Source organism: Ectothiorhodospira sp. BSL-9, from assembly GCF_001632845.1.
Taxonomy (GTDB): domain Bacteria; phylum Pseudomonadota; class Gammaproteobacteria; order Ectothiorhodospirales; family Ectothiorhodospiraceae; genus Ectothiorhodospira.
Map to the genome: position 1 here is coordinate 641523 of NZ_CP011994.1, position 23649 is coordinate 665171.

Sequence of the window (23649 nt, forward strand, 5' to 3'; positions counted from 1 at the left end):
GCCGCATGGATGCGGCGGTCAAGCCTACAGGGACGTATTCACGGCGTCCCGCCGCAAGGAACCTGGCCTCGATGAGGTGACCACCCCAAAGTAAAACCCAGGCACAGCCAGTTAAACAGACAACGCCAGCACCAGAAACAGCCCCAGCACCAACGCCATGAACATCACCCCGATCACATCCCAACGACCCATCCAGCGCTCCCCCCAAAGCGACCACCCCAGCAGGGCCCGCCAGAACCGCTGAGCCCCCTCTCCCAAACGCCCCACCCCGGATTCCCAAGCAGCCTGAAGCCTCCCCGGCACATCCCCGAACACCTTCACCAACCCCGCCCCACCCCGCTCCAGGGGCACCCAAAGATCCCCTTCCGGAATCCAGCCCGGAACACCCCAGGCACGCCACCGCCACAAGGCCCACCCGGCCAGCCCCAGCACACCCCCCAGCACCATCGGCCACACAACCGACCCAAGCTTAGGGAGCGCCAACGACTCCAGGCCCACCTCAGGGCTCCAGCCCCAGGGCAGCAACACCCCCGACACCACCAGCACCAACCAGGGCATCGACATGGATAGAGGTAACGGCCGGGAAGGCCTCCGGTCCCGCAACATCACCACCACCAGACGCACCATCAACAAGGTCGTGCCCGCTGCCGCCAGCGTCAGCACCCATAACACCACAGTGAGATCCACCACCGGCGCCTCCATGGGCGCCTTCAGGGCCGTCTTGGCCACGGCCCCCGAGGTCAAGGGCAAACCCGCCAGCGCCAGGGCCGGCAAACCCACATAGGCCAGGATCCACGGCCCCCGCACCCGCGTTGCGATACCCACGCACAGGAACAAGGCCCCCTTGGCCAGGGCATGATGCATGGCGTATAGCCCCACCGCCGCAAGCAGCGCCGGCGCCAGGGCCGGTACCTGAATCGCCACCCCCAGACCCGCGATCATCAACCCCATCTGACTGATGCTTGAATACGCCAGGATCGTCTTGGGGCGCGACTGGAACAACCCGGCCACCACCCCGAACCAGGCACCCAAGAGCCCCAGCACCAGCAACACATCGCCGACCCAGAGCGTGGGCTCACCCAGGGGCAGCAGCCGCATCCAGCCCAGCAAGCCCGCCTTGATCATCACCCCGGAGAGCACCGCACTGGCCGGTGTCGGGGCCGCCGGATGGGCCAATGGCAACCACATATGCAAGGGCAGCAGGCCAGCCTTGATGCCCAGCCCGATGATCAGCAACCCCGCCGCGAGGGAGTTGGACGGCGCCTCCGAAGCCAACTCCGCCAGGGAATGCCCGCCGGCCCCATGCACCAGCAGTAGCAGCCCCGAGAACAGCGCCACCTCCCCCACCATGGCCATCCCCAGATACACCCAGCCCGCCCGCCAGGCCTCGCGGGTGCGCTCATGCACCACCAGGCCCACCGAGGACAGGCTCATCAGGGCAAAGAACAGATAGAAAACCATGGCATCGCCAGCCAGGATCAACCCCAGGTTGCCCGCCATGGCCAGCAGGAAGAAGACATGGAACCGCACCACAGCGGCGTCACCCCGCAGATATCCCTGGGCAAACACCGCTGCCGCCCCCCAGAGCAGCGCCGTCACCAGCAACAGCCCCCGGCCGATGGGATCCAGGGCCAGTTCCGCCCCCAGCAGCACAGCGGGATACTCCGCCCAGACCCCGATGGGCAACAGCAGCGCACCCGACAAGCCCGGCAAGGCAGCAAAAGGCGCCAGACGCCAGGCATACTCGCGCCCGGGAAAGGCCAGCAACAGGGCCAGCAGCAGAGGTGCCCCGGGAATCAGGGCCAGCCACAAGGCTTCCCCGGTCATGGATCACCCTCCTCGAACACGGCCCGCCAGATATGCTCGTAGCCGTACTCAAACTCGATGATGAAGGTCACCCAGTACAGGGGGCTGATGCTCAATGAGGCCAGTACCCCCATGCCCAATGCCATCAGCGCCACCGCCAGGGTCGGCAACAGCAGCATCCAGTGGGTTTCCAGCACACCGTCCCGGAAACGATCCTGGGACCAGTGATGCTGCGGTCGGCCAAACCACCCGGCCAGGATCGGCGGCAGGAAATACGCCGCGTTGAGCAGGCTGCTGACCAGCAGCACACCGATCACCCAACCCTGCCCCGCCTCCAGGGCCCCCAGCCCCAGATACCACTTGGTGATGAAACCCGCCATGGGCGGCGCACCGATCATGCCCAGCCCACCCAGGGTGAAGGCGGCCATGGTCCAGGGCATGCGCCGCCCTACACCACGCATTTCCTCGATGCGGTGGATGCCCAGGGTCTCGGCGAAATTCCCGGCACAGAAGAACAGGGTGATCTTCATCACCCCCTGGTGCACCAGGTGCACCAGCCCCCCCACTGCCCCCACCGGACCAGCCAGAGAGATGCCCAGCACGATGAAGGACACCTGGCTCACCGTGGAAAAGGCCAGCCGGCGCTTGAGATCCTGAGTGAACAGGGCCCGCACCGATCCATACAGAATGGTCACGATGGCCAGCGCCATCAGCGGCAGGGTCACCCCCATGTCCGAGGCCAGCTGGATGCCATACACATCATGCACCACGCGCACGATCCCGTAGGCCCCCGCCTTGACCACCGCCACTGCGTGCAGCAGGGCACTCACCGGCGCCGGCGCCACCATGGCACGGGGCAGCCAGCTGTGCAGGGGCAGCAGGGCCGCCTTGACCCCGAACCCCACCACGAACATGACGAACAGGACGGTCAGCGCCAGCTGATGCTCCGGGTAGAGGGAGCCCAGGTAACCGCCAGCGGCGAAGTCATGACTTCCCGCCAGCACCGACAGCCACACCACAGCCGCCAGCAGCACGGCACCACCAATCAGGGTATAGGCCAGGTAGATGCGCCCGGCACGAAACGAATCCGGCGTTCCCCGGTGCACCACCAGGGGCCAGGTGGCCAGGGTGAGGATCTCGTAAAAGATCAGCAGCGTGATCAGGTTGCCGGAGAAGGCAATCCCCACCGTGGCACTCACGCAGAGGCTGAAGAACCCGAAGAAACGGCTGCGCTTGGGGGAATGCTCCAGATAGCCGATGGCATAGACGGTGGTCACCAGCCAGAGCACCGCCGAGAGGGTGGCAAACAGCAGGGACAGGGCATCGGCCGCCAGCACCAGATCGATGCCCGGCAACAGGTTCAGGGTGAAGGTGTAGGTCTTGCCATCCCGGTACACACCCACCAGCAAACTGATGATCAGCATCAGCTTGAGCCCGGCGCCACCCAGGTTGAGGAAGGTGCGCAGGGCGAACTGCTGCTCGCGCAGGAAGAAGATGACCACCCCCGGCACCAGGGAGGTCATCAGGATGATCACCAGCATCAGGCCGCCCTGTTCCACGTCACAGCCCTCCCGGACCGGTCATGGTCGCGCCCAGCAACTCCAGCGAGGCCGCACCGGCAAAGCCCAGCAGGATGGACACCAGCGCCATGCCCAGAGTGGACCATTCCATGATCCCGGCGATCGGCCGACCGGGACTGCCCCGCCCCGCCAGAAAGGCCGGCCCGAGCAAACGGAATACATACGCACCCGCCAGCAGACCACCCACCACCACGACCACGGCCCAGGGCCAGACATCGCCGGCGATGGCGGTTTCCACCAGCAGCCATTTGGCGATGAACCCCCCGGTGAAGGGCAGACCCACCAGACTGGCACCGGCGATCCCCATGGCAAAGCTGGTGATCGGACGGCCCCGCATCACATCGGCCAGATCCGTCATCCGGTCGTGTCCCGCCGCTCTCTGCAAGGTGCCGGCGGCCATGAACACCGTGGCCTTGGCACAGGCATGGGCGGCGGCAAAGAACACCACCGCCCGCCAGCCGCCCGGCACCGCCAGCATGAACGGGAAGAACAGGGACAGGTATCCCACCTGGGCCACGGTGGAATAGGCCACAAAAAGCTTGAGCCGATCCGCGGCCATGGCCATGACACCCCCCCAGATCACGGCGACGCCGCCCAGCGCCCCCATGAGCATGCCCAGCAAGGGTGTGGCCAGGTCCGGGAACAGGGTCAGCCACAGACGCAGCATCAGATAGAACGAGACCTTCACCACCAGGGCCGACAGAATCGCGCTGGCAGGCGCCGGGGCGCTGCCATGCCCCGGCGCCAACCAGCCGTGCAGCGGGAAGAGTGCGGTCTTGGCCATCAGGCCCACGGTCATCAGGGCCGCCACCAACATCAGCAGGTACGTGGGCGTCACCTGCATGGCCAGCGAGGCAAGATCCAGCACCCCATGGGCCGCGTACAACAGGGCCACCCCCATGAGATAGGCCAACGACCCCAGCAGGCTCAGCAGCAGATAACGCATGGAGGCCACCAGGGCGGGGCCACCGGTGGCCAGCGCCACCAGGGCCACCGAGGCCAGAACCACCAGTTCCAGGGCGACATAGAGGTTGAAGACATCACCGGAGAGATACAGGGCGTTCATGGCCGCCCAGAGCCAGAGCCACAGAACCCAGAAGCGCCCGGCCCGCTCCTGCCCGCCCACGTAGCCCATGGCATACAGGGTGACAAACAGCCCCACCACCGCCGTCAGCAGCAGCATGAAGGCCGCCAGACCATCCAGGACCAGAGCGATCCCCAGGGGGGCATCCCAACCACCCAGAGCATGGATGGCCGGGCCCTGGAACCACACGTGGAGGGCACCACCCAGGGTCGTCCCCAGGGTGAGCAGGGCCACGAGCAGCGCCACCCAGCCGCCGGCACGGGGCCACAACCCTGCCAGCAGAGCCCCGAACAGGGGCACGATCACGATCCAGGCTGCCCAGGACAGCCCGATTGTCAGGCCAGCGACGGGCATCTCAGTCCTCGGGCGGATCCGCCGGCAGATGAGCCCGACCAGTGGCAGCCCGGACCTTGAGCATCAGCGTCAGGGCCACGGCGCTGGCACACACGGCGACGACGATCCCGGTGATGACCAGGGCATGGGGTACGGGATCCGTGACAGCAGGCCCCCTGGCAGCGGTCAGCAAGACCATGAAGACCCCGGAGCCCATGATATTGATGGCCAACACCTTCACCAGCAGATGAGGCCGCACCACCAGAGCATGCAGGCCCAGCATGAAAAGCAGGGCTCCGCACACCAGATAGACTTCACCAACAAGGTTCTCAGCGACCATCATTATCTCCCTGAACGCGCCCCCCCAGGAACAACAGCACAAGCCCCAGTCCGATGGACACGGCAGCCGCCAGCTCCACGGTGAGGATCAGGCCATAGGCCCATTCCGGGTGATACCCCATGAACCCGTGCCCCCCCAACAGGCCGGCCACACCACTGGCCAGAAAGACCATGACCCCCAGCGCAATGCCGAATCGCAACCAGGGCCTAGGCACCCCGGGCAGGGACCGGGGCCGGGACAGCACCAGGATCACGCCCGCTGCACCCAGCACCGCACCGCCCTGAAAGGCCCCCCCAGTGGCACTCGCACCTGCCCAGACCAGATAACCGCCGGTGAGCACGGCCACCGGAAGCAGGTGCCGCAGGGTACCGCGCATCACGGGGCCCCGCACCGAACGGACAGGCACCGGATCATGGCGGCCCAGGGACCACACCACCCAGACCGCCAGCACCAGCACCGCCAGTTCCAGGAAAGTGTCGTAGCCCCGGAAGTTCAGCAGCACGGCCGTCACATCGTGACCCACGCCGGAACGGTCCATGGCCTGAGCCACAGGTTCGGACAAGCCCGAGTGGTCCGGCAGATCCAGCAGGATCAACACCAGGACCACCGACAGCACCCCAGTCAGCAGGGACGCCAGGACATGGGACAGTCGCCAACGGCTCAAGATCCGTCCTCCTCATTCGCCACGGACTCCATGCGTCTGAGTCGCCCGAGGGCCACCAGCAGCAGGGCTCCGGTCACCCCCGCGCCGATGGCCGCCTCGGCCAGGGCCACGTCCGGGGCCTGCAATCGTACCCAGGCCAGGGAGAGCAGCAGGCCAAAGGCAATGAACAGCACCACCGAGCGAAACAGATCCTGTCCCCGAAGCAACTGCCAGGCCACGCCCAGCAGGGTGAGGACCAGCGTCAGATCAAAGGCCAGCAGCAGACCCGCCTGCCAGGTGTTCATGACCTCTCCTCGGGGCGCGTCGAGCCACCCCGCGAAGCCGGCCTGTTCTCAGGCTCTGCTTCGCCTTGCGTCAGCGCCCGTTGCGCTACCAGGTGACAGGCGGCGGCACCACTGAACAGCACCAGAAACCAGATCAGCAACAACTTGAGCACCAGCGGCAGGCTGCCCGCCTGCAGGGTCAGGCCCAGGATGACCAGCCCCAGACCCAGGTTGTCGGCCTTGGTGAGGGCATGCAGGCGGGTGTACACATCGGGAAAGCGCAGCATCCCCAGGCTGCCGGCGGCGAAGAACACCAGCCCCGCAACCACCAGGGCCAGACTGACCATGTCCGCGAGGCTCATCATGGCGCTTCACCTCCGCCCCGGGGTAATCCCCGCTGACGCACGAAGGCCACCGTGGCCACCGCCGACAACAGGGCGAATACCAGGGCCACATCCACCAGGGCCGGCATCTCCAGCCCCCAGGCCAGCAGCAGGAGTATGGCGACACCGGCAGTACCGAAGAGCTGTGCCGCCAGCATGCGGTCCCCAGGGCGGGGCCCCATCAGCACCCGCACCATCCCGGCCGCCACGGTGAGCAACAGAAACAGGGCTGCGGCAATCCAGATCGCGCTCATGCTGCCTCCCGTTGGGTGATGGGCAATGCGAACAGGCGTGCCACCCGGCGCTCAAGATCCGCAAGCGAGCCCTGAACGTCCAGCCCCAGATCCAGCACATGCACGTGCACACAGTCCCGATGCAGTCCCACGCTCAAGGTACCTGGCAGCAGGCTGATCACGATCATGAAGAAGGTCAGGGCCGGGCCCCGGGGCAGGGTGACGGGATAATCGATGAACCCCGGGCGCAGCGGCAGTCGGGGGGAGAAGGCACGCCGCGACACATCCAGCCCGCCCACCAGGGACTGCCAGAAGAAGTTCAGGCCAAAGGGCACCACCTGCCGCCAGGCGATCCGGTAGGGCCGCCCGGCAGGCAGGGCGAACACCGACAGGGCCGCCAGCACGGCCAGCGGCACCCCAAGCGTCCAGGACCCCGGATCACCCTCAGTGAGCACCCACCACAGGAACAGGCAGGCCCCCAGGGTGACCAGAAAGCGGTGGCTATTTTTGCTGCCAGCGGCCGCGGTCATCCTGGTACCAGTAGCCGGAGGGGGCTTCCTCCACCCAGACCCGGGCGAAGGTCTTGCGGATATCCGATTCCCATTCCGGTCGGTCGTTGGCGCGGGCGATCTCTCGATACAGGGCGCTGCGATCGGAGTTCTCCTCGGAGACGAGACGCTGCACCGTGGACCGATCCCGCAGGGGGACGGCATTGAGATCACGCACGGCCACCAGGCCATCGCTGGTGAAACCCACCGCTCCGGACTGGTAGTGGGGGCGCAGGGCCGAGGCACGCTGGCGCATGGAGGCACGCAGGGAATCGATGGCCGAGGAGCGGATATTGATGTCCGGCTGCTGGGCCTGGGCCGGGGAGATCACCCCGTTGAGCAGGGCCACCATGGCCCGGCTGCCCATCTCCCTGAGGGCCCCCTGATCCGAGGCACCGGACGCATCGGCCGGATCCCGGGCCGGCGGCTGCTCCGTCTCGCCCAGCACATCGCGCACAATGATGCGGGCTGCATCCTCTGCCGCTGCGGCAGGGAAGTAGATGTTGATGGTCACGCAGGCGGACAGCAGCAAGGCCAGGCCAAACCAGGCCAGCGGGCGTGCGCATCGGGCGATGGGGGTCATGGGTGATCTCCAGGTCGAGGAAGGTTCCTGCGCCATAGTCTCGGTCACCCCGGCGCCGGCATCAAGGGGAAGGCGGGGCGTCCGTGTGTCTGAGAATCAGCCCCAGGTGGTAATCCCCGGGCGGCAACGGGATGGACACCCGGTGACCGGCCCCGGGGGCCTGTTCCACCGGCAGACCCTCCCGGCCCGTGATGGCATCGAGCACCACCTCGCGGCTTCCGGTGGGGGTCATGATCTCCAGGCGGTCCCCGACGGAAAAGCGGTTCTTCACATCCACCCGGGCCATGCCCGAGGCCGGATCATAGGCCTGGATCTCCCCCACGAACAGCCGCCGGTCGGACTCGGAATGCCCGCGTGTGTAGTTCTGGGCGGTACGCTCCCGGGGGCGGGTGAGAAAGCCATCGGTATAACCCCGGTTGGCCAGCCCCTCCAGGGCATCCAGCAGGGTGGGGTCGAACGCGCGGCCCCCGGCGGCATCGTCGATGGCCCGGCGATACACCTGAGCCGTGCGCGCCGCGTAGTAATGGGACTTGGTGCGCCCCTCGATCTTCAGGGCATCCACACCAATGGCCACCAGACGCTGCACATGCTCCACGGCCCGCAGGTCCATGGAATTGAGGATATAGGTGCCGTGCTCGTCCTCCTCCATCGGCATGAGCTGCCCGGGGCGCTCGCCCTCCTCCAGCAGGAAGGGCTCGCCCGCCTGGGGATGACGGCTGGCGGTGCTGGTCTCTTCCCGGGGGATCAGATCGCCGCCCTCGTCCTGCTCGGCGGCATGCAGGCGATACTGCCAGCGACAGGCATTGGTACAGGCGCCCTGGTTGGCGTCGCGGTGGTTGAAATAGCCCGAGAGCAGACAGCGCCCGGAATAGGCGATGCACATGGCCCCGTGGACCATCACCTCCAGTTCCATGTCGGGGCAGGCCTGACGGATGGATTCGATCTCCCCCAGGGACAGCTCCCGGGAGAGGATCACCCGGGTCAGCCCCAGGCCCTGCCAGAAGCGCACGCTGGCAGCATTCACGGTATTGGCCTGCACGGAGAGGTGCACGGGCATATGGGGCCAGCGCTCGCGCACCTGCATGATGAGCCCGGGGTCGGACATGATCAGTGCGTCGGGGCCCAGTTCCACCACGGGGGCCATATCCTGGGCAAAGGTGGCCAGCTTGGGCTGATGGGCGCTGATGTTGGCAGCCAGGAAGAAGCGTCGACCGGCCTCATGGGTGAGCCGGATGCCTTCCGCCAGGGCCTCCAGGGAGGCGAATTCGTTATTGCGCACCCGCAGGGAGTAGCGGGGCATCCCGGCATAAACGGCATCGGCGCCGTAAGCCAGGGCGTAGCGGAGGTTCTTGAGGGTGCCGGCGGGGGCAAGCAGTTCGGGGGCGTTCATGGCGGGACGATAGCACAGGACTGTGACTATGGTGCCTGGCCCCCGGCTTCCATGGCCGCCTGCAGGCGCAGGATCAGGTCCCGCCAGGCCACCTGACGGGTATGGCCGATCACCTCCACCCGGGGCAGGCTGGCCCCCTGGATGATGTAATACCCCTCCCCGTCCGGTGCGGGCGCCACGCCATCCATCTCGCACACCTCCCCGCGCAACCGGCACGACAGCCCCAGTTGCCGGTAGGCGAAGGAGTCAAAGAAACGCAGGAACCCCGTACCCAGCATGCCGCCGACACCGCCCCCCAGGCTCACCAGGTTGTCCAGGGCCCGCTGACTGATCCGTCGCCGAAAACGCTGATCCAGGGGGGTGTAAAGGGCAGCATCGAAGCGCACCGGCTCCCAGTTCACCAGGATCATGTCACGCACATGGCCCTTGAGGCGCCCCTCGATCAGGCCGAACTCGAAGGTGTTGGTGATGGAGGACAGGTCCAGATCCTCCATCTCGATGTCTGCCCACAGCACTGGTGCCACACCGAAGGGGTCCCGCAGGCGCAGGTTGCCCACGCGGATCATGCCATCGAAGGCCTGAATCACCAGACGCCCGCCCACGGTGAGTTCACCGTCCTGGTAGCGCACCCGGGGGATGCTTCCCGCCAGGGTTCCGGTGAACAGGGGGCGCCCCACGGTGGCCGCCAGACGTTCCATGGAGATGGGCATGACGCTGGCCTCGAAGGTCACCACGGGGTCATCGCCGCCCAGGCCCAGGGCCTCCAGTCCATGGATGCGCAACTCACCATCCAGTATTGGAACCCGTGCTTCCTGAGTCAGCCGGACACCGTCCTGCTCAAGCTGCAGTGCCATGCGGGTCATGCCCAGGGGAATGCGGTACAGATGCCCGCCCTCCAGGGATACATGGCTGACGGGCGCCGCCCCATCAGACGTCCAGATCAATCGCCCATCCAGACCATAGAGGCCCAGGCGACCCTTGCGGTCGTCCGCATCCACGCCGGAAAGGGTGAGGGCTGCCTGCTGCGGGGCGCCCTCGCGGATTTTCAGGCGCCCGGAGATGAGGCCACCGGTCTCCAGGTCGTCCAGGACGGTGCCGTAGGCAAAGGGCTGCAGGAAGGCCTCGTAAACGGCCGGCAGCCTGGCCCGATCCACGTCCAGGGTGGCCTTCAAGCTACCGGGCAGGTGGGCCGTATCCAGGCTTGCCTGCCCTGCCAGACGCAGATCCTCCCCCCAGGCAAGCGCCAGATCCTTCGCGGACAGCCTGCCGTCATGCCACCCCAGCCGGGTGCTGACCCGGACCGGCTGTTCAGGCCCCACCTCCACGAAGATCGGATCCACGTACAGGGCGCCCTCATCCCAATCCAGGGTCACCCCGCCCTGCCAGGCCGGCCCCATCTGGCGCACATCCCATTGCAGGGCCATACCCAGACCCTCCCCCGCCAGGGTACCGTCCGCGCTGGCGAAGGCACCGTCGCCCAAGACCACTCGGCCTTGAGTGGCATGAATGCCATCCATCCCGCCCCGGCCCTTGAGGTCCAGCTCCAGATGGCCTTCCACCTGGAAGCCCTCGGGCAACAGATCCTCCAGCGGCACCCCCACCCTTTCTGCCAACCCGTGGACCTGCCGCCACGCCAGCCGCTGGCCCCGAGCCTGTAATCCCCACTGACCCGCGTCATGCGTGAAGGAGACGTCCATATGCCCATCCGCCAGGGGGAGTTGCTTCAGTGTCAGGTCCAGGCGGCCATCAAATCCCAGATCCAGTTGCCCGGGCACCTGGCTGACGGTCAGCCAGGGATGACGTCCAGAGAACCGGATGGCGGGGCACCTCAGTCGTGTGGGCTCCAGACGTCCCCCGGGGCAGCTCACCTCCACGGCCTTCATCGAGCCCACCGGGGCCGGCAAGTGCAGGTGATCCACATGCAAACGGATCGCGTCCGTCCCGGTCGGCCCGGGCGCCAGCGTCATCTCCAGCGTTACACCCGTCATGGACCAGCCATCGCCCTGCACATCGCCAATGTCCAGCATCCACTGCCCCGAGGCCGGCGATGCCATCAGCAGCAGGGTGATCAGCCACCAGGTTGGCGAGGCGAAACGGAGCAAGGTGGGCAGAATCCACACAGAAAATGGGCGATGGGGCCGCGGCCCACCAGTAAGCCCGGAAAACGGGTCAGGGCGGCGCCTGAACACTTGACATTATGCACAAGGAGGCAGCGACGGGCACACCATGCACGCTGATCCCGCCGCGTTTAGTCAGATTTGAGAACACTCAAAATAAACTCGCAATATCAAAAAGTTACGATATTGATTAAAAAGTGATCAGTTTGAGAACAGGCCCTGTGCCACGGGGGCTGGGAACAGTTTCCGACATACCATCCACAGAGTTATCCACAGCTTTTGTGGATAATGGGAAATTCCCCTGTGGTACGCAGCGTTTGCGTCGTCGAGGGCACCAAACACTTCAGCTCTGGTCCACAAGCCCCAGGTCCGGGTCCTCGCGACAAACGTGCCCAAACGGCCTTCCGCTGCCGCCATGAACTTGAGATATTACGCCCTGTGAGACGCCGCCATTATCACAGACCCCGACGCTGGTCATTCCGGCGCTTCCTGATCCGCCTGACGGTGGGAATCGTCCTGTTGCTGCTGGTCTCCACCACCCTGGTGGTGGGTGGACTGCGCTGGATTGATCCGCCCACCACGGCCTTCATGCTCCTGCACGAGAATTCCAACCGTGCCTCCGGGCACAAGGTGCCGGTGCGCCATGAATGGGTGCCCAGGGATCGCATCGCTCCCGAGGCGGCCTATGCGGTGATCGCCGCCGAGGATCAGAACTTCATGAACCATCGGGGCTTTGATTTCGGCTCCATCCGTGCGGCCCTTCGGGAATACCGGGAGGGAGGGCGGCTCAGGGGCGCCAGCACCATCAGCCAGCAGGCGGCCAAGAACGTGTTCCTGTGGCCGGAGCGCAGTTTCCTGCGCAAGGGGGTGGAGGCCTACCTGACCGTATTCATCGAAGCACTCTGGCCCAAGCAGCGTATCCTGGAGGTATATCTCAACGCCGCCCAGTTCGGGCCGAACATCTACGGGGTGGAGGCGGCCAGCCAGGCCTATTTCGACAAACCGGCCAGCGCCCTGACCCAGTCCGAGGCGGCGCGCCTGGCGGCCGTGCTGCCGGGCCCGGTGCGCCTGAGGGCCAATCGTCCATCGTCCTATGTGCTGGAGCGACAGGCCTGGATCGAGCGCCAGGTGCCGCAGCTGAAGAGGGCGGGTTATCTGGAGGGGGTATGGGCCTCGCCCACGGGTGGCCAGACCGGGCACCCTCCTCTTTTCCCGCAGGATGACCTGGCACTGAAACATCGCCTGAAGCCAGCTTCCGGTGATACGGTGCTTAAAGACTTGAGCAAACCCGGGTTCTTCTCGATCCAGGAGGGAATGATGACCACACTGATCGACCTGCATGCAGCCGATGAGTCAGCACGCTGGCATATCGTCAACGATGGTGTCATGGGGGGGCTGTCACGCAGCCGGTTCCAGATCAGCGAGGACGGTGTGGCCGTGTTCGCGGGGGAGATCTCCCTGGCCAACAACGGCGGCTTCGCCTCCGTGCGCCGGGCACCCGACACCCTGGAGATGGGCCAGGCCCGGGGCATCCAGTTGCGGGTCCGTGGTGACGGGCGCACCTACCAGTTGCGACTGCGCACCGACACCGGGGACGATGCCATGGCCTACCGCCAGCACTTTGATACCACGGCGGGTGAATGGCGGGAGGTGGAACTGCCCTTCGACGGCTTCGAACCCGTGTTCCGTGGTCGCATCCTCTCCGATGCACCGCCCCTGGAACCGGCCCAGGTGCGTCAACTGGGCTTCATGCTCGCCGACAAGGCCCCCGGCCCGTTCGTGCTGGAGATCGGGGCCATGGACCTCATGGAGTGAGCCTGATGGACTGAGCCTGCCCCGAGGCATCAGTCCACAACGTCGTTCAGGGTGACCCCAACCCCCACAGTATTCTGGTACCAGTTGTAATCGATCAGGCTCTCCCCGTAGCCGGAGAACACCTGCACGTAGCCGCGCAGCGGCCCGAGCACCGGTGGCGAAGTCCAACTGGCCGATAGCGCACCCCGACCCGTGGACGGATTGCCCCGCAGCATGGTGGTGAAACGGTGATCCCCATGGCGGTACGAGGCAGTCAGGTCTCCATAGCCGTAGTAGTCGGTGATGTCCGGATTATCGTCCCGGCGCTTGCCTTCCGGCAGGCGATACCACAGCCGCCCCATCAGGGCCAGATCGTCCCGCTCCAGCCCCACCCCCGCATACAACCGATCCCAACTACGGGAAAGGATCTCGGAACGACCATTGGAATGGTGCAGGAACCCCAGGTTGAGCAACTCCCAGTCGAAACCGGCCAGATGCAGGCCGGGGCGATAACTGAGGATCAACTCGGGCGAATAGTTGCTCTCCCGGAACGGACGTGAAACGTCCTCGTTATACACCTGCCACTGACTCTGCTGGGTATACCCGGCCCACAGGCCCCAGCGACGGTCATGGGTGGTCCACAGGCGCGCCTTGAAACTGAACTGAAACTTGGACTCCACCGAGTCCAGATCCTGGTCAGCGGCAGGATCAATGCCTGCCAGCGGCGCAAACGGCCGGTCGTTGGTGCGATCCGAGTATCGGGCCGGGAGGAAGTAATTGGGTTGATGCACCCGCAGCATGTGCGTATCGGAGTCGGGCGAGAATCCCCAGGTGCTGGCGAGCCGGGAACTGGAACGCCCCTGTGCCGGCTCACGGGCGGGCGCCTCGGCTGGCTCCGACTCGGGTAATTCGATGGCGGTAAGCCCTTCCGTGGCGGGGGCCGCATCCGTCCGCTCCCCGGCCAGGGCGTCGTAACAGGCCAGGCGTTCGTCATCCGCGTCGATCCGGGCGCAGTCCTCCCAGGTGGTCGCCACGGCCGACATCGGCCAGCAGGCGACGAACGCCAGCGTCAACGGGGAGAGCCTGCCGAAGCGACGGGGCGTCAGCTGGAGCTTTGCTAAGTGATTGGGGGGCATGAGGGGGGGTGTGGGGCTGGGGTCAGGCCACAGCATAGGTCAGCAAGCTATCCGGATGGAAGGCAGTCCCGCAGGGATCCACCCAAGGCAACCGACAGCCCGATGCCATCGCTGGCGCGAGCCCCGCCCCCGTGGGAGCGGCCCTCGGCCTCGCAGCCAGGCCAGAGATCGGGGTGGACCTCGGGGTGCCCGGATTCCTTACAGCGGGACGCCGTAAATACGTCCCTGTAGGCTCTGCAGCCGCTTCCTGCGGCTGAAGCCCGCTTACAGGAACCCGGACACCCCGAGGCCCGGACAGTCCGGAGTTTTTTTCGAAAAGCCCTTCGCGGCCAAGGGCCGCTCCCACCAGGCACCAGACACGAAGTGTTGTCCCTGGGGAAGTGGCTTTGGCGGCGCGAAGATCAGCCTCCCACGGCCTCTTTCACCACTTCCAGCGCGGGACGGCCCTGGCGGTCGGTGACGCCTTCGAGCCAGGGCTCCATCGCCTCGGGGTTATCCTGCAGCCACTGTCGGGCCGCCTGCATGGGATCCACGTCCTGGTTCATGATCTGATCCATGAGATGGTTTTCCATCTCCAGGGTGAAGCTCAACTGCTTGAGGAACTGGCCCACGTTGGGGCAACGGTCCACATAGCCGGTCTGCACATTGGTGTGCACCGTCGCGGCGCCGAAGTCCGGACCAAAGAAGTCCTCACCGCCCTCCAGATAGGCAATATCGAAACGGGTGTTCATGGGGTGGGGTTCCCAGGCCAGGAACACGATCCAGTCCCCGTTCCCGGTGCTGCGGCGCACCTCGCCCAGCATGCCCGCCTCGCTGGACTCCATCACCCGGAAGCGACCCAGGCCATAGGCATCCTGGTCGATCATGTCATGGATGATCTCGTTGCCGTCATTGCCCGACTCCAGGCCGTAGATCCGTCCACCGAACTCCCGGCGGTGATCGGCCAGGTCAGCAAAATGCGTCACACCCGCATCGTACACATACTGGGGAACCGCCAGGGTGTACTTGGCGCCCTCCAGATTGGTGGCAATGGTCTCCACCGTGCCTCGGGTCTCGTAGGGCTCGATGATGCTGGCCATGCTTGGCATCCAGTTGCCCAGAAAGACATCAAAATCATCATTGGCCAGACCACCGTAAGCAATGGGAACCGACACGGTGAGGCTGGTGGTGTCGTAGCCCATGGACTCAAGGACCACGCGGGCCGTGGCGGTGGTGGCCGTGATGTCTGTCCAGCCCACCTCGGCGAAGCGCACCTGGCCACAGGCCTCGGGTTCGTCGCTGCCTGCCAGGGTGGCAAACGGTGTGGCCAGCATGAAGACCGCCGCACCGGCGGTCAGGATTCGGGGTAATGAAGCCATGAAAAGGTTCTCTCCCATACAGTTGATCACATACTGATTGAACGTTCATTCAAACACAGATTGAACGATCATTCAATTTTCGTTAGAGTGAATGGCATTCTTACAGGTAGAGATGGATCATGCCTCATCACGAATCACTCAACGGACGCCGCGAACAACTCATCCGGGCCAACCTGACGGCCATCCACCAGTATGGACTGGCAGACGCCACCATTGCGCGCATTGCCCGACTGGCGGGGGTGTCCACCGGCATCATCAGCCATTACTTTGGCGGCAAGTCCGGACTGATGGAGGCCACCATGCGCCATCTGCTCACCGAACTGGGCCGGGCGGTTACCGAACGCCGCCAGGGGCTGGATGCCGATGACGTGGAAGGCCACGTGGACGCCATCATCGACGGCAATTTTGATTCCACCCAGACCAACCGGGCCGCCATGCGCACCTGGCTGGAGTTCTGGGCCTCCAGCATGCACCAGCCCAGCCTGCAGCGACTGCAGCGGGTGAACGAACGGCGCCTTTACTCGAACCTGTGCCACCTGCTTCGTAAACGGCTGCCGCCGGCACAGGCCAGGGATGCCGCCCGCTCGGTGGCCGGCCTGATCGACGGCCTGTGGCTGCGCGGCGCGCTGCACCCCGATGGCATCGATATCGATGGCTGCCGCCGCCTGGCGCGGGACAACGCCCGATTCTGGCTCGCGCAGGGCCGCTAAACCCACCCTCATTCCGGAGCCCCCCATGCCCCTCCCTCAGATCGACCCCCTTCAGGGCAGCTACATTCACGGCCGTCGGGTGACCGACCCCGACGGCAAGTCTTTCGACACCGTCAATCCGGCCACAGGGCAAACCCTCGCCCGGATGCAAGGCAGCACCCCGGAGCAGGTGGACGCCGCCGTTCGCTCGGCTCGCGAAGGTCAGCAGGCCTGGGCCGCCATGTCCCCCATGGTGCGCGGCCGCGTACTACGCCGGGCCGCCGATCTGCTGCGTGAGCGCAACGACATACTGGCCGCCCTGGAGACCCTGGACACCGGCAAGCCCATCAGCGAAACCACCTCCGTGGATATCCAGACAGGCGCGGACGCCCTGGAATACTTTGCCGGTGTGGCCATGGGGCTGGAAGGTGAACAGATCCCCCAGGGGGATCAGGCCTTCATCTACACCCGCCGCGAACCCCTGGGGGTCTGCGCGGGTATCGGCGCCTGGAACTACCCCCTGCAGATCGCCTGCTGGAAGGCAGCCCCCGCCCTGGCCGCCGGCAATGCCATGGTGTTCAAGCCCAGCGAGGTGACGCCGCTCTCGGCCCTGGTGCTGGCGGAGATCCTCACCGAAGCGGGCCTGCCAGATGGGGTATTCAACGTGGTCCAGGGGGATGCGGACACCGGGCGGGCCCTCACCCGTCACCCGGACATTGCCAAGGTCTCCTTCACCGGCGAGGTGGAAACGGGCAAGGCGGTCACCGCCGATTCGGCCAGCAGCAACCTCAAGCAGGTCACCATGGAACTGGGGGGTAAGTCACCGCTGATCATCTTTGCGGATGCGGACCTGGAACAGGCGGTAAGCGCCGCCCTGATGGCCAATTTTTACAGCAGCGGCCAGATCTGCACCAACGGCACCCGGGTGTTCGTGGAATCGTCCGTCCGCGAAGCGTTCGAGGCGCGCTTGCTGGAGCGCATCGGGCAGATCCGTGCCGGGGATCCCCTGGATCCCGAGACCAACCTGGGGCCGCTGGTCAGCCAGGCCCACCGGGATCAGGTGATGGACCATATCGACCGGGCTCGTGCCGATGGCCTGAAACTGCTCATTGGGGGCGAGACCCTGTCTCCCGGCTCGGCCCCGGATGGGGCCTTCGTGGCCCCCACCGTGTTTGCCGATTGCCCCGACGATCACCCCATCGTGCGCCAGGAGGTCTTCGGGCCGGTGATGGTGCTGCAATCCTTTGATTCCGAACGGGAGGTGATCGGGCGGGCCAATGACACCCGCTACGGCCTGGCGGCGGGGGTATTCAGCCGTGACCTGGCCCGGGCCCATCGGGTGATCCATCAGCTTGAGGCGGGCATCTGCTGGATCAACACCTACAACCTTTCGCCGGTGGAGATGCCGGTGGGAGGTTACAAGCAATCGGGGCTCGGGCGGGAGAACGGGCTGGCGGCGCTGGAGCATTACACCCAGCGCAAGTCGGTGTACGTGGAACTGGGAGAGGTGGAGAGCGTGTTTTAACGGCGGGGCCTCCGCGCCCCTCACCTGTCCACCCCTAATCCATTCAACCAAGGGGCATCACCCCATGACCACCAAAACTTACGATTACATCATCATCGGCGCCGGCTCCGCCGGAGCCGCGCTGGCGGCGCGCCTCACCGAAGACCCGGACACCCGCGTGCTGCTGCTGGAAGCCGGTGGCCGCGACTGGCGCCTGGACTTTCGTACCCAGATGCCCGCCGCCCTGGCCTACCCGCTGCAGGGTCGGCAGTACAACTGGGCCTTCCAGACGGAACCCGAACCTCATATGAACTGGCGACGCATGGACTGCGGCCGGGGCAAGGGGCTGGGCGGCTCCTCCCTGATCAACGGCATGTGCTACATCCGCGGCAACGCCCTGGACTACGACCACTGGGCCAGCGATTTTGGCCTGCCCGGCTGGGAATACGACCACTGCCTGCCCTATTTCCGCAAGGCCGAAACCCGGGACATCGGCGCCAATGAGTATCATGGCGACGATGGGCCGCTGTATGTCACCACCCCCAAATCGGACAACAACCCCCTGTTCGAAACCTTCATCCAGGCCGGTGAACAGGCCGGTTATCCCCGCACGGAGGACGTGAACGGCTACCAGCAGGAAGGTTTTGGTCCCATGGATCGCACCACCACGGCCCAGGGGCGTCGCGCCAGCACCTCACGGGGTTATCTGGATCAGGCCCGGCAGCGGCCCAATCTGGACATCCAGGTCCGCGCCCTCACCGACCACATCATCATGGAGGGCCGCACCGCCCGGGGCGTGAGTTACATCCAGCGGGGCCGCCGCCAGGAGGTTCGGGCCGAGCGGGAGGTGCTGATCTGCGCTGGCGCCATCCTCTCCCCTGCCATTCTGAAGCGCTCGGGGATCGGCCCCGCCCAGGAACTGGTCGACCTGGATATCCCCGTGGTCCATGAACTCCCCGGCGTGGGCGAGAATCTGCAGGATCACCTGGAAATCTATGTGCAGTACGAGTGCAAGGAACCCATCAGCCTGTATCCAGCGCTCAAGTGGTGGAACCAGCCCTGGATCGGCGCCCAGTGGCTGTTGGGGGGGCGCGGCATCGGGGCCAGCAATCAGTTCGAGGCGGCGGGGTTCATCCGCAGTGAAACCGGCTTCGACTGGCCCAACCTGCAGTACCACTTCCTGCCCATCGCCATCAATTACAACGGCACCCAGGCAGTGGAAGCCCACGGCTTTCAGGCCCATGTGGGTTCCATGCGCTCACCCAGCCGGGGCCATGTGCGCCTGGCCGCTGCAGACCCGAGACAGGCGCCGCGGATCAGCTTCAACTACATGAGCCATGAGCAGGACTGGCGGGAATTTCGGGACGCCATCCGCCTCACCCGGGAGATCATGGCCCAGCCGGCCCTGGACCGTTACCGGGGCCGCGAACTGGCCCCCGGGGCCCAGGCCACGTCGGACGTGGAGCTGGATGAGTTTGTGCGCAACCACGCCGAAACGGCCTATCACCCCTGCGGCTCCTGCCGCATGGGTACGGCCGATGATGACATGGCCGTGGTGGACGACCAGGGTCGGGTACATGGTGTGGAGGGGCTGCGGGTGGTGGATGCGTCCATCATGCCGCGCATCGTGACGGGCAATCTCAATGCCCCCACCATCATGATGGCGGAGAAGATCGCTGATCGAATTCGTGGTCGTCAGGCACTGGCCCCGTCGGAGGTGCCGGTGTATCGGGTGCTGTCAGGGAGCCCGACCCGGTTGAAGGGGCCGCGGGCAGCTTGAGTGAGGGGCCGGTCGGGCACCGGCCCCTGGTTCAGGCTTACTTCACCTTGGGGTCCAGTTCGCCGGACTTGTAGCGGGCGACCATGGCCTCCAGATTCATGGGACGGATCTTGGAGGCCATGCCGGCGCAGCCGAAGGCCTCGTAACGGGCCTTGCAGATGTCCTTCATGGCGGCGGTGGAGGCCTTCAGGAATTTGCGCGGATCGAACTCCTTGGGGTTCTCGGCCAGGAACTTGCGCACCGCGCCGGTGGAAGCCATGCGCAGGTCGGTGTCGATGTTGACCTTGCGCACACCGTGCTTGATGCCTTCCTGGATCTCCTCCACGGGCACACCATAGGTCTCGCCCATGTCGCCGCCGTACTGGTTGATGATCTTCAGCCACTCCTGGGGCACCGAGGAGGAACCGTGCATCACCAGATGGGTATCGGGGATGCGGGCGTGGATTTCCTTGATGCGCTGGATGGCCAGGATGTCACCGGTCGGCGGACGGGTGAACTTGTAGGCACCGTGGGAAGTGCCGATGGCGATGGCCAGGGCGTCCACGTGGGTCTTCTTCACGAAGTCGGCGGCCTCGTCCGGATCGGTGAGCAGCTGGTCGTGAGACAGGGTGCCCTCGGCACCGGAGCCGTCCTCTTCGCCGGCCTGGCCGGTTTCCAGGGAGCCCAGGCAACCCAACTCGCCTTCCACGGAGACCCCCACCCAGTGAGCCATGTCAGCCACCGTACGGGTGACCTCCACGTTGTACTCGTAGGTGGACGGGGTCTTCATGTCGGCCATCAGGGAGCCGTCCATCATCACCGAGGTAAAGCCGGACTGGATGGAGGCCTGGCACACGGCCGGCTCGCCGCCGTGGTCCTGGTGCAGCACCACGGGGATGTGAGGGTACTGTTCCACCGCGGCCACGATCAGGTGACGCAGGAAGGGCTCGCCAGCGTATTTGCGGGCACCGGCCGAGGCCTGGATGATCACCGGCGAGTCCACCTCGTCGGCGGCCTGCATGATGGACTGCACCTGCTCCAGGTTGTTGGCGTTGTAGGCGGGCATGCCGTAGCCGTGTTCGGCGGCATGGTCCAGCAGTTGTCGAAGGGAAATCAGGGCCATTGGGACCTCCTTTTGGTTTACTTGAGAAACAATCTATCGCAGGTTCGCTATCGTTATCATGACCTGACCGCCGCGGTCACACACCCGGACCGACAGCGGCGGTTTGCTGCATTCAGGTGACGCCATCCTGGAGCGCGCCCACCTGGACGATCTTCATGGCATTGGTACCGCCCATCACCCCGCTCAGATCCCCCTTGGTGATGATGACCAGGTCCTCGTCCCGCACCACGCCGGCCTCCCGCAGGATATCCACCACCTGGCGGTTATTCTCCGCGTGACTGCTGTTCTCGCTCACGAACAGTATCGGGTAAACACCGCGGTACAGGGCCATCTTGCGGCAGGAGCGCTCGTGGCGGGTCATGGCGAAGATGGGGATGCCGGAACTGATCCGGGACATCCACTGGGCCGTGGAGCCGGATTCCGTCATGGCGGCGATGGCGCGCACGTCCAGATGATTGGCCGTGTACATGGTGGCCATGGCGATGGCCTCGTCCACCCGCTGGAAATAGCTGTCCATGCGATGGGTGGACACACGGGCGCTACGCTGGCGCTCGGCGGCCTCACAGATGCGCCCCATGGCGGCCACGGCCTTGTCGGGATACCGACCGGTGGCCGTCTCACCCGAGAGCATCACGGCGTCGGTGCCATCGAGCACGGCGTTGGCCACATCGAACACCTCGGCCCGGGTGGGAATGGGGCTGGTGATCATGGACTCCATCATCTGGGTGGCCGTGATCACCACCTTGTTGCGGGTGCGGGCGTCATGGATGAGGCGCTTCTGCACGCCGGGCAATTCCGCATCGCCGATCTCCACGCCCAGATCGCCTCGGGCGATCATGATGGCATCGGTGGCATCCAGGATCGCGTCACTGGCGGTGACCGCCTCGGCCCGTTCGATCTTGGCGCAGATGGCGCCATCGCCACCGGCATCGCGCAATCGCTGTCTGGCCTGATGCACATCGTCGGCACAGCGGGGGAAGGAGATGGCCAGGTAATCCACCCCCAGTTCCGCCGCCAGGCGGATGTCGTTCACGTCCTTGTCGGTGAGCGCGGCAGCGGAGAGGCCGCCGCCCTGGCGATTGATACCCTTGTTGTTGGACAGGGTGCCACCCACCACCACATGGGTGTGGATGCGCGGGCCATCCACCCGCTGCACCTCCAGCACCAGACGGCCATCATCCAGCAACAGGACATCCCCGGCATTCACGTCCCCGGGCAAATCCTTGTAGGTGAGGCCGACCTTCTGAACATCTCCCTGCCCTGGATCCAGTTCGGCATCCAGCACGAAGGGATCGCCCTCATTCAGTTCGACACTGCCCTGGGCAAAACGGGCGATGCGTATCTTGGGGCCTTGCAGGTCCCCCAGCACGGCGATGATGCGGGAGGCCTCGGCGGCGGCTTCCCGCAACAGGTTGACGCGCTTGCGATGATCATCCGCCTCGCCATGGGAAAAATTGATGCGCACCACGTCGACGCCAGCGCGCACCAACGCCCGCATGGCTGCGGGTGAGTCCGTGGCCGGTCCCAGCGTGGCTACTATCTTGGTTCTACGCATGTTGGGCCTGTTCCTGTGTTCTGGGCACTTCGTTCGGGGCAGGGGCCGCATGCCCCCTGCCGGATCGTTCGTTCGCGGCCAGGGCCGCTCCCACCGGGCATCCGAGTACCCATGGCGGGAACGGCGACGGTCACGAACCGAACAGCACGGAACTCAGGCCTTGGCCCGGGCCTCCAGCATGGCTACCGCCGGGAGGGTCTTGCCTTCCAGGAACTCCAGGAAGGCGCCACCACCGGTGGAAATGTAGGAGATGCGCTCGGACAGGCCGTATTTGTCGATGGCCGCCAGGGTGTCACCGCCACCGGCGATGGAGAAGGCATCGCTCTCGGCGATGGCCTGGCCCATGGCCTGGGTGCCGGCGGCGAATTGATCGAACTCGAACACGCCCACCGGGCCGTTCCAGACAATGGTGCCAGCCTTTTTCATGAGTTCGGCATAGGTGGCAGCGGTCTCGGGACCCACGTCGAAGATCATGTCATCCTCGGCCACCTGGTCCACGGGGCGGTTGGTGGCCGCGGTGGTTTCGGAGAACTCCTTGCCCACGCACACGTCGGTGGGTACCGGGATCTCGCCGCCCTTGGCCTGGGCGGCCTCCATCAGGCGCTTGGCCTCGGCCACCAGATCCGCCTCGTACAGGGACTTGCCCACACCATGGCCCTGGGCGGCGATGAAGGTGTTGGCGATACCGCCACCGACGATGAGCTGATCCACCTTGGTGGACAGGGATTCGAGCACGGTGAGCTTGGTGGACACCTTGGAGCCGCCCACAATGGCCACCAGCGGCCGCTTGGGGTTGCCCAGGGCCTTGCCCAGGGCTTCCAGTTCGGCGGCCAGCAGCGGGCCGGCGCAGGCCACCGGGGCGAACTTGCCGGCGCCATGGGTGGAGGCCTGGGCCCGGTGGGCGGTGCCAAAGGCATCCATCACGTAGATGTCGCACAGGGCGGCATATTGCTTTGAGAGCGCCTCGTCGTCCTTCTTTTCGCCCTTGTTGAAGCGCACGTTCTCCAGCAGCACCACCTCGCCGTCCTGAACCTCCACGCCATCCAGGTAGTCGCGCACCAGCCTCACCTTCTGGCCCAGCAGACCGGAGAGGTGCTCGGCCACCGGTGCCAGGGAGTCCTCCTCGGAGAATGCCCCCTCTTCCGGCCGCCCCAGGTGGGACATGAGCATCACCTTGGCACCCGCCTTCATGGCGTGCTGGATGGTGGGCAGGCTGGCGCGGATCCGGGCGTCGGACGTCACCTTGCCGCCCTTGACGGGCACGTTCAGATCCTCCCGGATCAGTACCCGTTTACCCTTGAGATCCAGATCGGTCATCTTGATGACGGACATTGAAAAGACTCCTTTGGTGGTTTTGGCATTTTTTGTTTTAAGAACACTTTGGCAAACCCGGTGGGGGCTTGGCAA

General features: G+C 65.5%; 19 protein-coding genes and 1 pseudogene. 4 read left to right on the forward strand and 16 right to left on the reverse strand.

Features of this window, described 5'->3' with window-relative positions:
• Positions 1–111: 111 nt before the first annotated feature.
• The 11 genes and pseudogenes from ECTOBSL9_RS03240 to ECTOBSL9_RS03295 all read right to left on the reverse strand — a co-directional run bounded on the left by ECTOBSL9_RS03240 (position 112) and on the right by ECTOBSL9_RS03295 (position 11309).
• Positions 112–1827 carry a complex I subunit 5 family protein gene (locus tag ECTOBSL9_RS03240; RefSeq protein WP_063463856.1) on the reverse strand — a complete coding sequence of 572 codons (1716 nt, stop codon included), beginning with the start codon at positions 1825–1827 and terminating at the stop codon, positions 112–114.
• Positions 1824–3347 (reverse strand): complex I subunit 5 family protein, encoded by a 1524-nt coding sequence (locus ECTOBSL9_RS03245; RefSeq protein WP_063465976.1) that lies wholly within the window; start codon positions 3345–3347, stop codon positions 1824–1826. Before ECTOBSL9_RS03245 ends, ECTOBSL9_RS03240 begins: the two co-directional genes overlap by 4 nt.
• A gap of 19 nt (positions 3348–3366) precedes the next feature.
• On the reverse strand, positions 3367–4824 hold the full coding sequence (locus ECTOBSL9_RS03250; RefSeq protein WP_063463857.1) for a complex I subunit 5 family protein: 1458 nt from the start codon (positions 4822–4824) through the stop codon (positions 3367–3369).
• A 1-nt stretch (position 4825) separates the two neighbouring features.
• A complete protein-coding gene (locus ECTOBSL9_RS03255; protein ID WP_063463858.1) occupies positions 4826–5143 on the reverse strand; it encodes an NADH-quinone oxidoreductase subunit K in 318 nt (105 codons plus the stop codon).
• Positions 5133–6091 (reverse strand): annotated as a pseudogene (gene mbhE, locus ECTOBSL9_RS03260) (hydrogen gas-evolving membrane-bound hydrogenase subunit E). The gene ECTOBSL9_RS03255 and the pseudogene mbhE overlap by 11 nt, the downstream one beginning before the upstream one ends.
• The gene (mnhG, locus tag ECTOBSL9_RS03270) at positions 6088–6417 is read right to left on the reverse strand and encodes a monovalent cation/H(+) antiporter subunit G (protein WP_371259013.1); all 330 of its coding nucleotides are present in this window, start codon (positions 6415–6417) and stop codon (positions 6088–6090) included. Before mnhG ends, mbhE begins: the two are co-directional and overlap by 4 nt.
• A gap of 14 nt (positions 6418–6431) precedes the next feature.
• Complete coding sequence (locus tag ECTOBSL9_RS03275) at positions 6432–6707, reverse strand: monovalent cation/H+ antiporter complex subunit F (RefSeq protein ID WP_063463861.1); 276 nt, start codon at positions 6705–6707, stop codon at positions 6432–6434.
• Positions 6704–7216, reverse strand: coding sequence for a Na+/H+ antiporter subunit E (locus ECTOBSL9_RS03280; RefSeq protein ID WP_063463862.1), 513 nt, complete (start codon positions 7214–7216; stop codon positions 6704–6706). Before ECTOBSL9_RS03280 ends, ECTOBSL9_RS03275 begins: the two co-directional genes overlap by 4 nt.
• Positions 7188–7817 carry a YdbL family protein gene (locus tag ECTOBSL9_RS03285; RefSeq protein WP_063463863.1) on the reverse strand — a complete coding sequence of 210 codons (630 nt, stop codon included), beginning with the start codon at positions 7815–7817 and terminating at the stop codon, positions 7188–7190. The genes ECTOBSL9_RS03280 and ECTOBSL9_RS03285 overlap by 29 nt, the downstream gene beginning before the upstream one ends.
• 61 nt (positions 7818–7878) lie before the next feature.
• Positions 7879–9207, reverse strand: a complete 1329-nt coding sequence (gene yegQ, locus ECTOBSL9_RS03290; protein ID WP_063463864.1) for a tRNA 5-hydroxyuridine modification protein YegQ — start codon at positions 9205–9207, stop codon at positions 7879–7881.
• A gap of 26 nt (positions 9208–9233) precedes the next feature.
• On the reverse strand, positions 9234–11309 hold the full coding sequence (locus tag ECTOBSL9_RS03295) for a hypothetical protein (RefSeq protein WP_082829709.1): 2076 nt from the start codon (positions 11307–11309) through the stop codon (positions 9234–9236).
• Positions 11310–11762: 453 nt separating this feature from the next.
• Between ECTOBSL9_RS03295 and mtgA the strand changes: the two genes are divergently transcribed.
• On the forward strand, positions 11763–13139 hold the full coding sequence (gene mtgA / locus ECTOBSL9_RS17225) for a monofunctional biosynthetic peptidoglycan transglycosylase (RefSeq protein WP_063463865.1): 1377 nt from the start codon (positions 11763–11765) through the stop codon (positions 13137–13139).
• A 29-nt stretch (positions 13140–13168) separates the two neighbouring features.
• On the opposite strand, the gene ECTOBSL9_RS03305 is transcribed toward mtgA, so the two are convergent.
• Together ECTOBSL9_RS03305 and choX are read right to left on the reverse strand one after the other, a co-directional pair.
• A complete protein-coding gene (locus ECTOBSL9_RS03305; protein WP_156500167.1) occupies positions 13169–14161 on the reverse strand; it encodes a phospholipase A in 993 nt (330 codons plus the stop codon).
• 494 nt (positions 14162–14655) lie between these two features.
• Positions 14656–15612 carry a choline ABC transporter substrate-binding protein gene (choX, locus tag ECTOBSL9_RS03310; protein WP_082830029.1) on the reverse strand — a complete coding sequence of 319 codons (957 nt, stop codon included), beginning with the start codon at positions 15610–15612 and terminating at the stop codon, positions 14656–14658.
• Between the two features lie 119 nt (positions 15613–15731).
• On the opposite strand from choX, the gene betI reads away from it, so the two are divergent.
• From betI to betA, 3 genes are all read left to right on the forward strand, one after another.
• The gene (betI, locus tag ECTOBSL9_RS03315) at positions 15732–16322 is read left to right on the forward strand and encodes a transcriptional regulator BetI (RefSeq protein ID WP_063463866.1); all 591 of its coding nucleotides are present in this window, start codon (positions 15732–15734) and stop codon (positions 16320–16322) included.
• Positions 16323–16347: 25 nt separating this feature from the next.
• The gene (gene betB / locus ECTOBSL9_RS03320; protein ID WP_063463867.1) at positions 16348–17826 is read left to right on the forward strand and encodes a betaine-aldehyde dehydrogenase; all 1479 of its coding nucleotides are present in this window, start codon (positions 16348–16350) and stop codon (positions 17824–17826) included.
• 64 nt (positions 17827–17890) lie between these two features.
• The gene (gene betA / locus ECTOBSL9_RS03325; protein ID WP_063463868.1) at positions 17891–19585 is read left to right on the forward strand and encodes a choline dehydrogenase; all 1695 of its coding nucleotides are present in this window, start codon (positions 17891–17893) and stop codon (positions 19583–19585) included.
• A 37-nt stretch (positions 19586–19622) separates the two neighbouring features.
• Here betA and fba read toward each other — a convergent pair whose 3' ends face one another.
• The 3 genes from fba to ECTOBSL9_RS03340 form a co-directional block, all read right to left on the reverse strand.
• The gene (fba, locus tag ECTOBSL9_RS03330) at positions 19623–20687 is read right to left on the reverse strand and encodes a class II fructose-bisphosphate aldolase (protein ID WP_063463869.1); all 1065 of its coding nucleotides are present in this window, start codon (positions 20685–20687) and stop codon (positions 19623–19625) included.
• A gap of 112 nt (positions 20688–20799) precedes the next feature.
• The gene (gene pyk / locus ECTOBSL9_RS03335; protein ID WP_063463870.1) at positions 20800–22242 is read right to left on the reverse strand and encodes a pyruvate kinase; all 1443 of its coding nucleotides are present in this window, start codon (positions 22240–22242) and stop codon (positions 20800–20802) included.
• 153 nt (positions 22243–22395) lie between these two features.
• Positions 22396–23574: a phosphoglycerate kinase gene (locus ECTOBSL9_RS03340; protein WP_063463871.1), complete on the reverse strand. Its 1179-nt coding sequence runs from the start codon at positions 23572–23574 to the stop codon at positions 22396–22398.
• Positions 23575–23649: the final 75 nt, after the last annotated feature.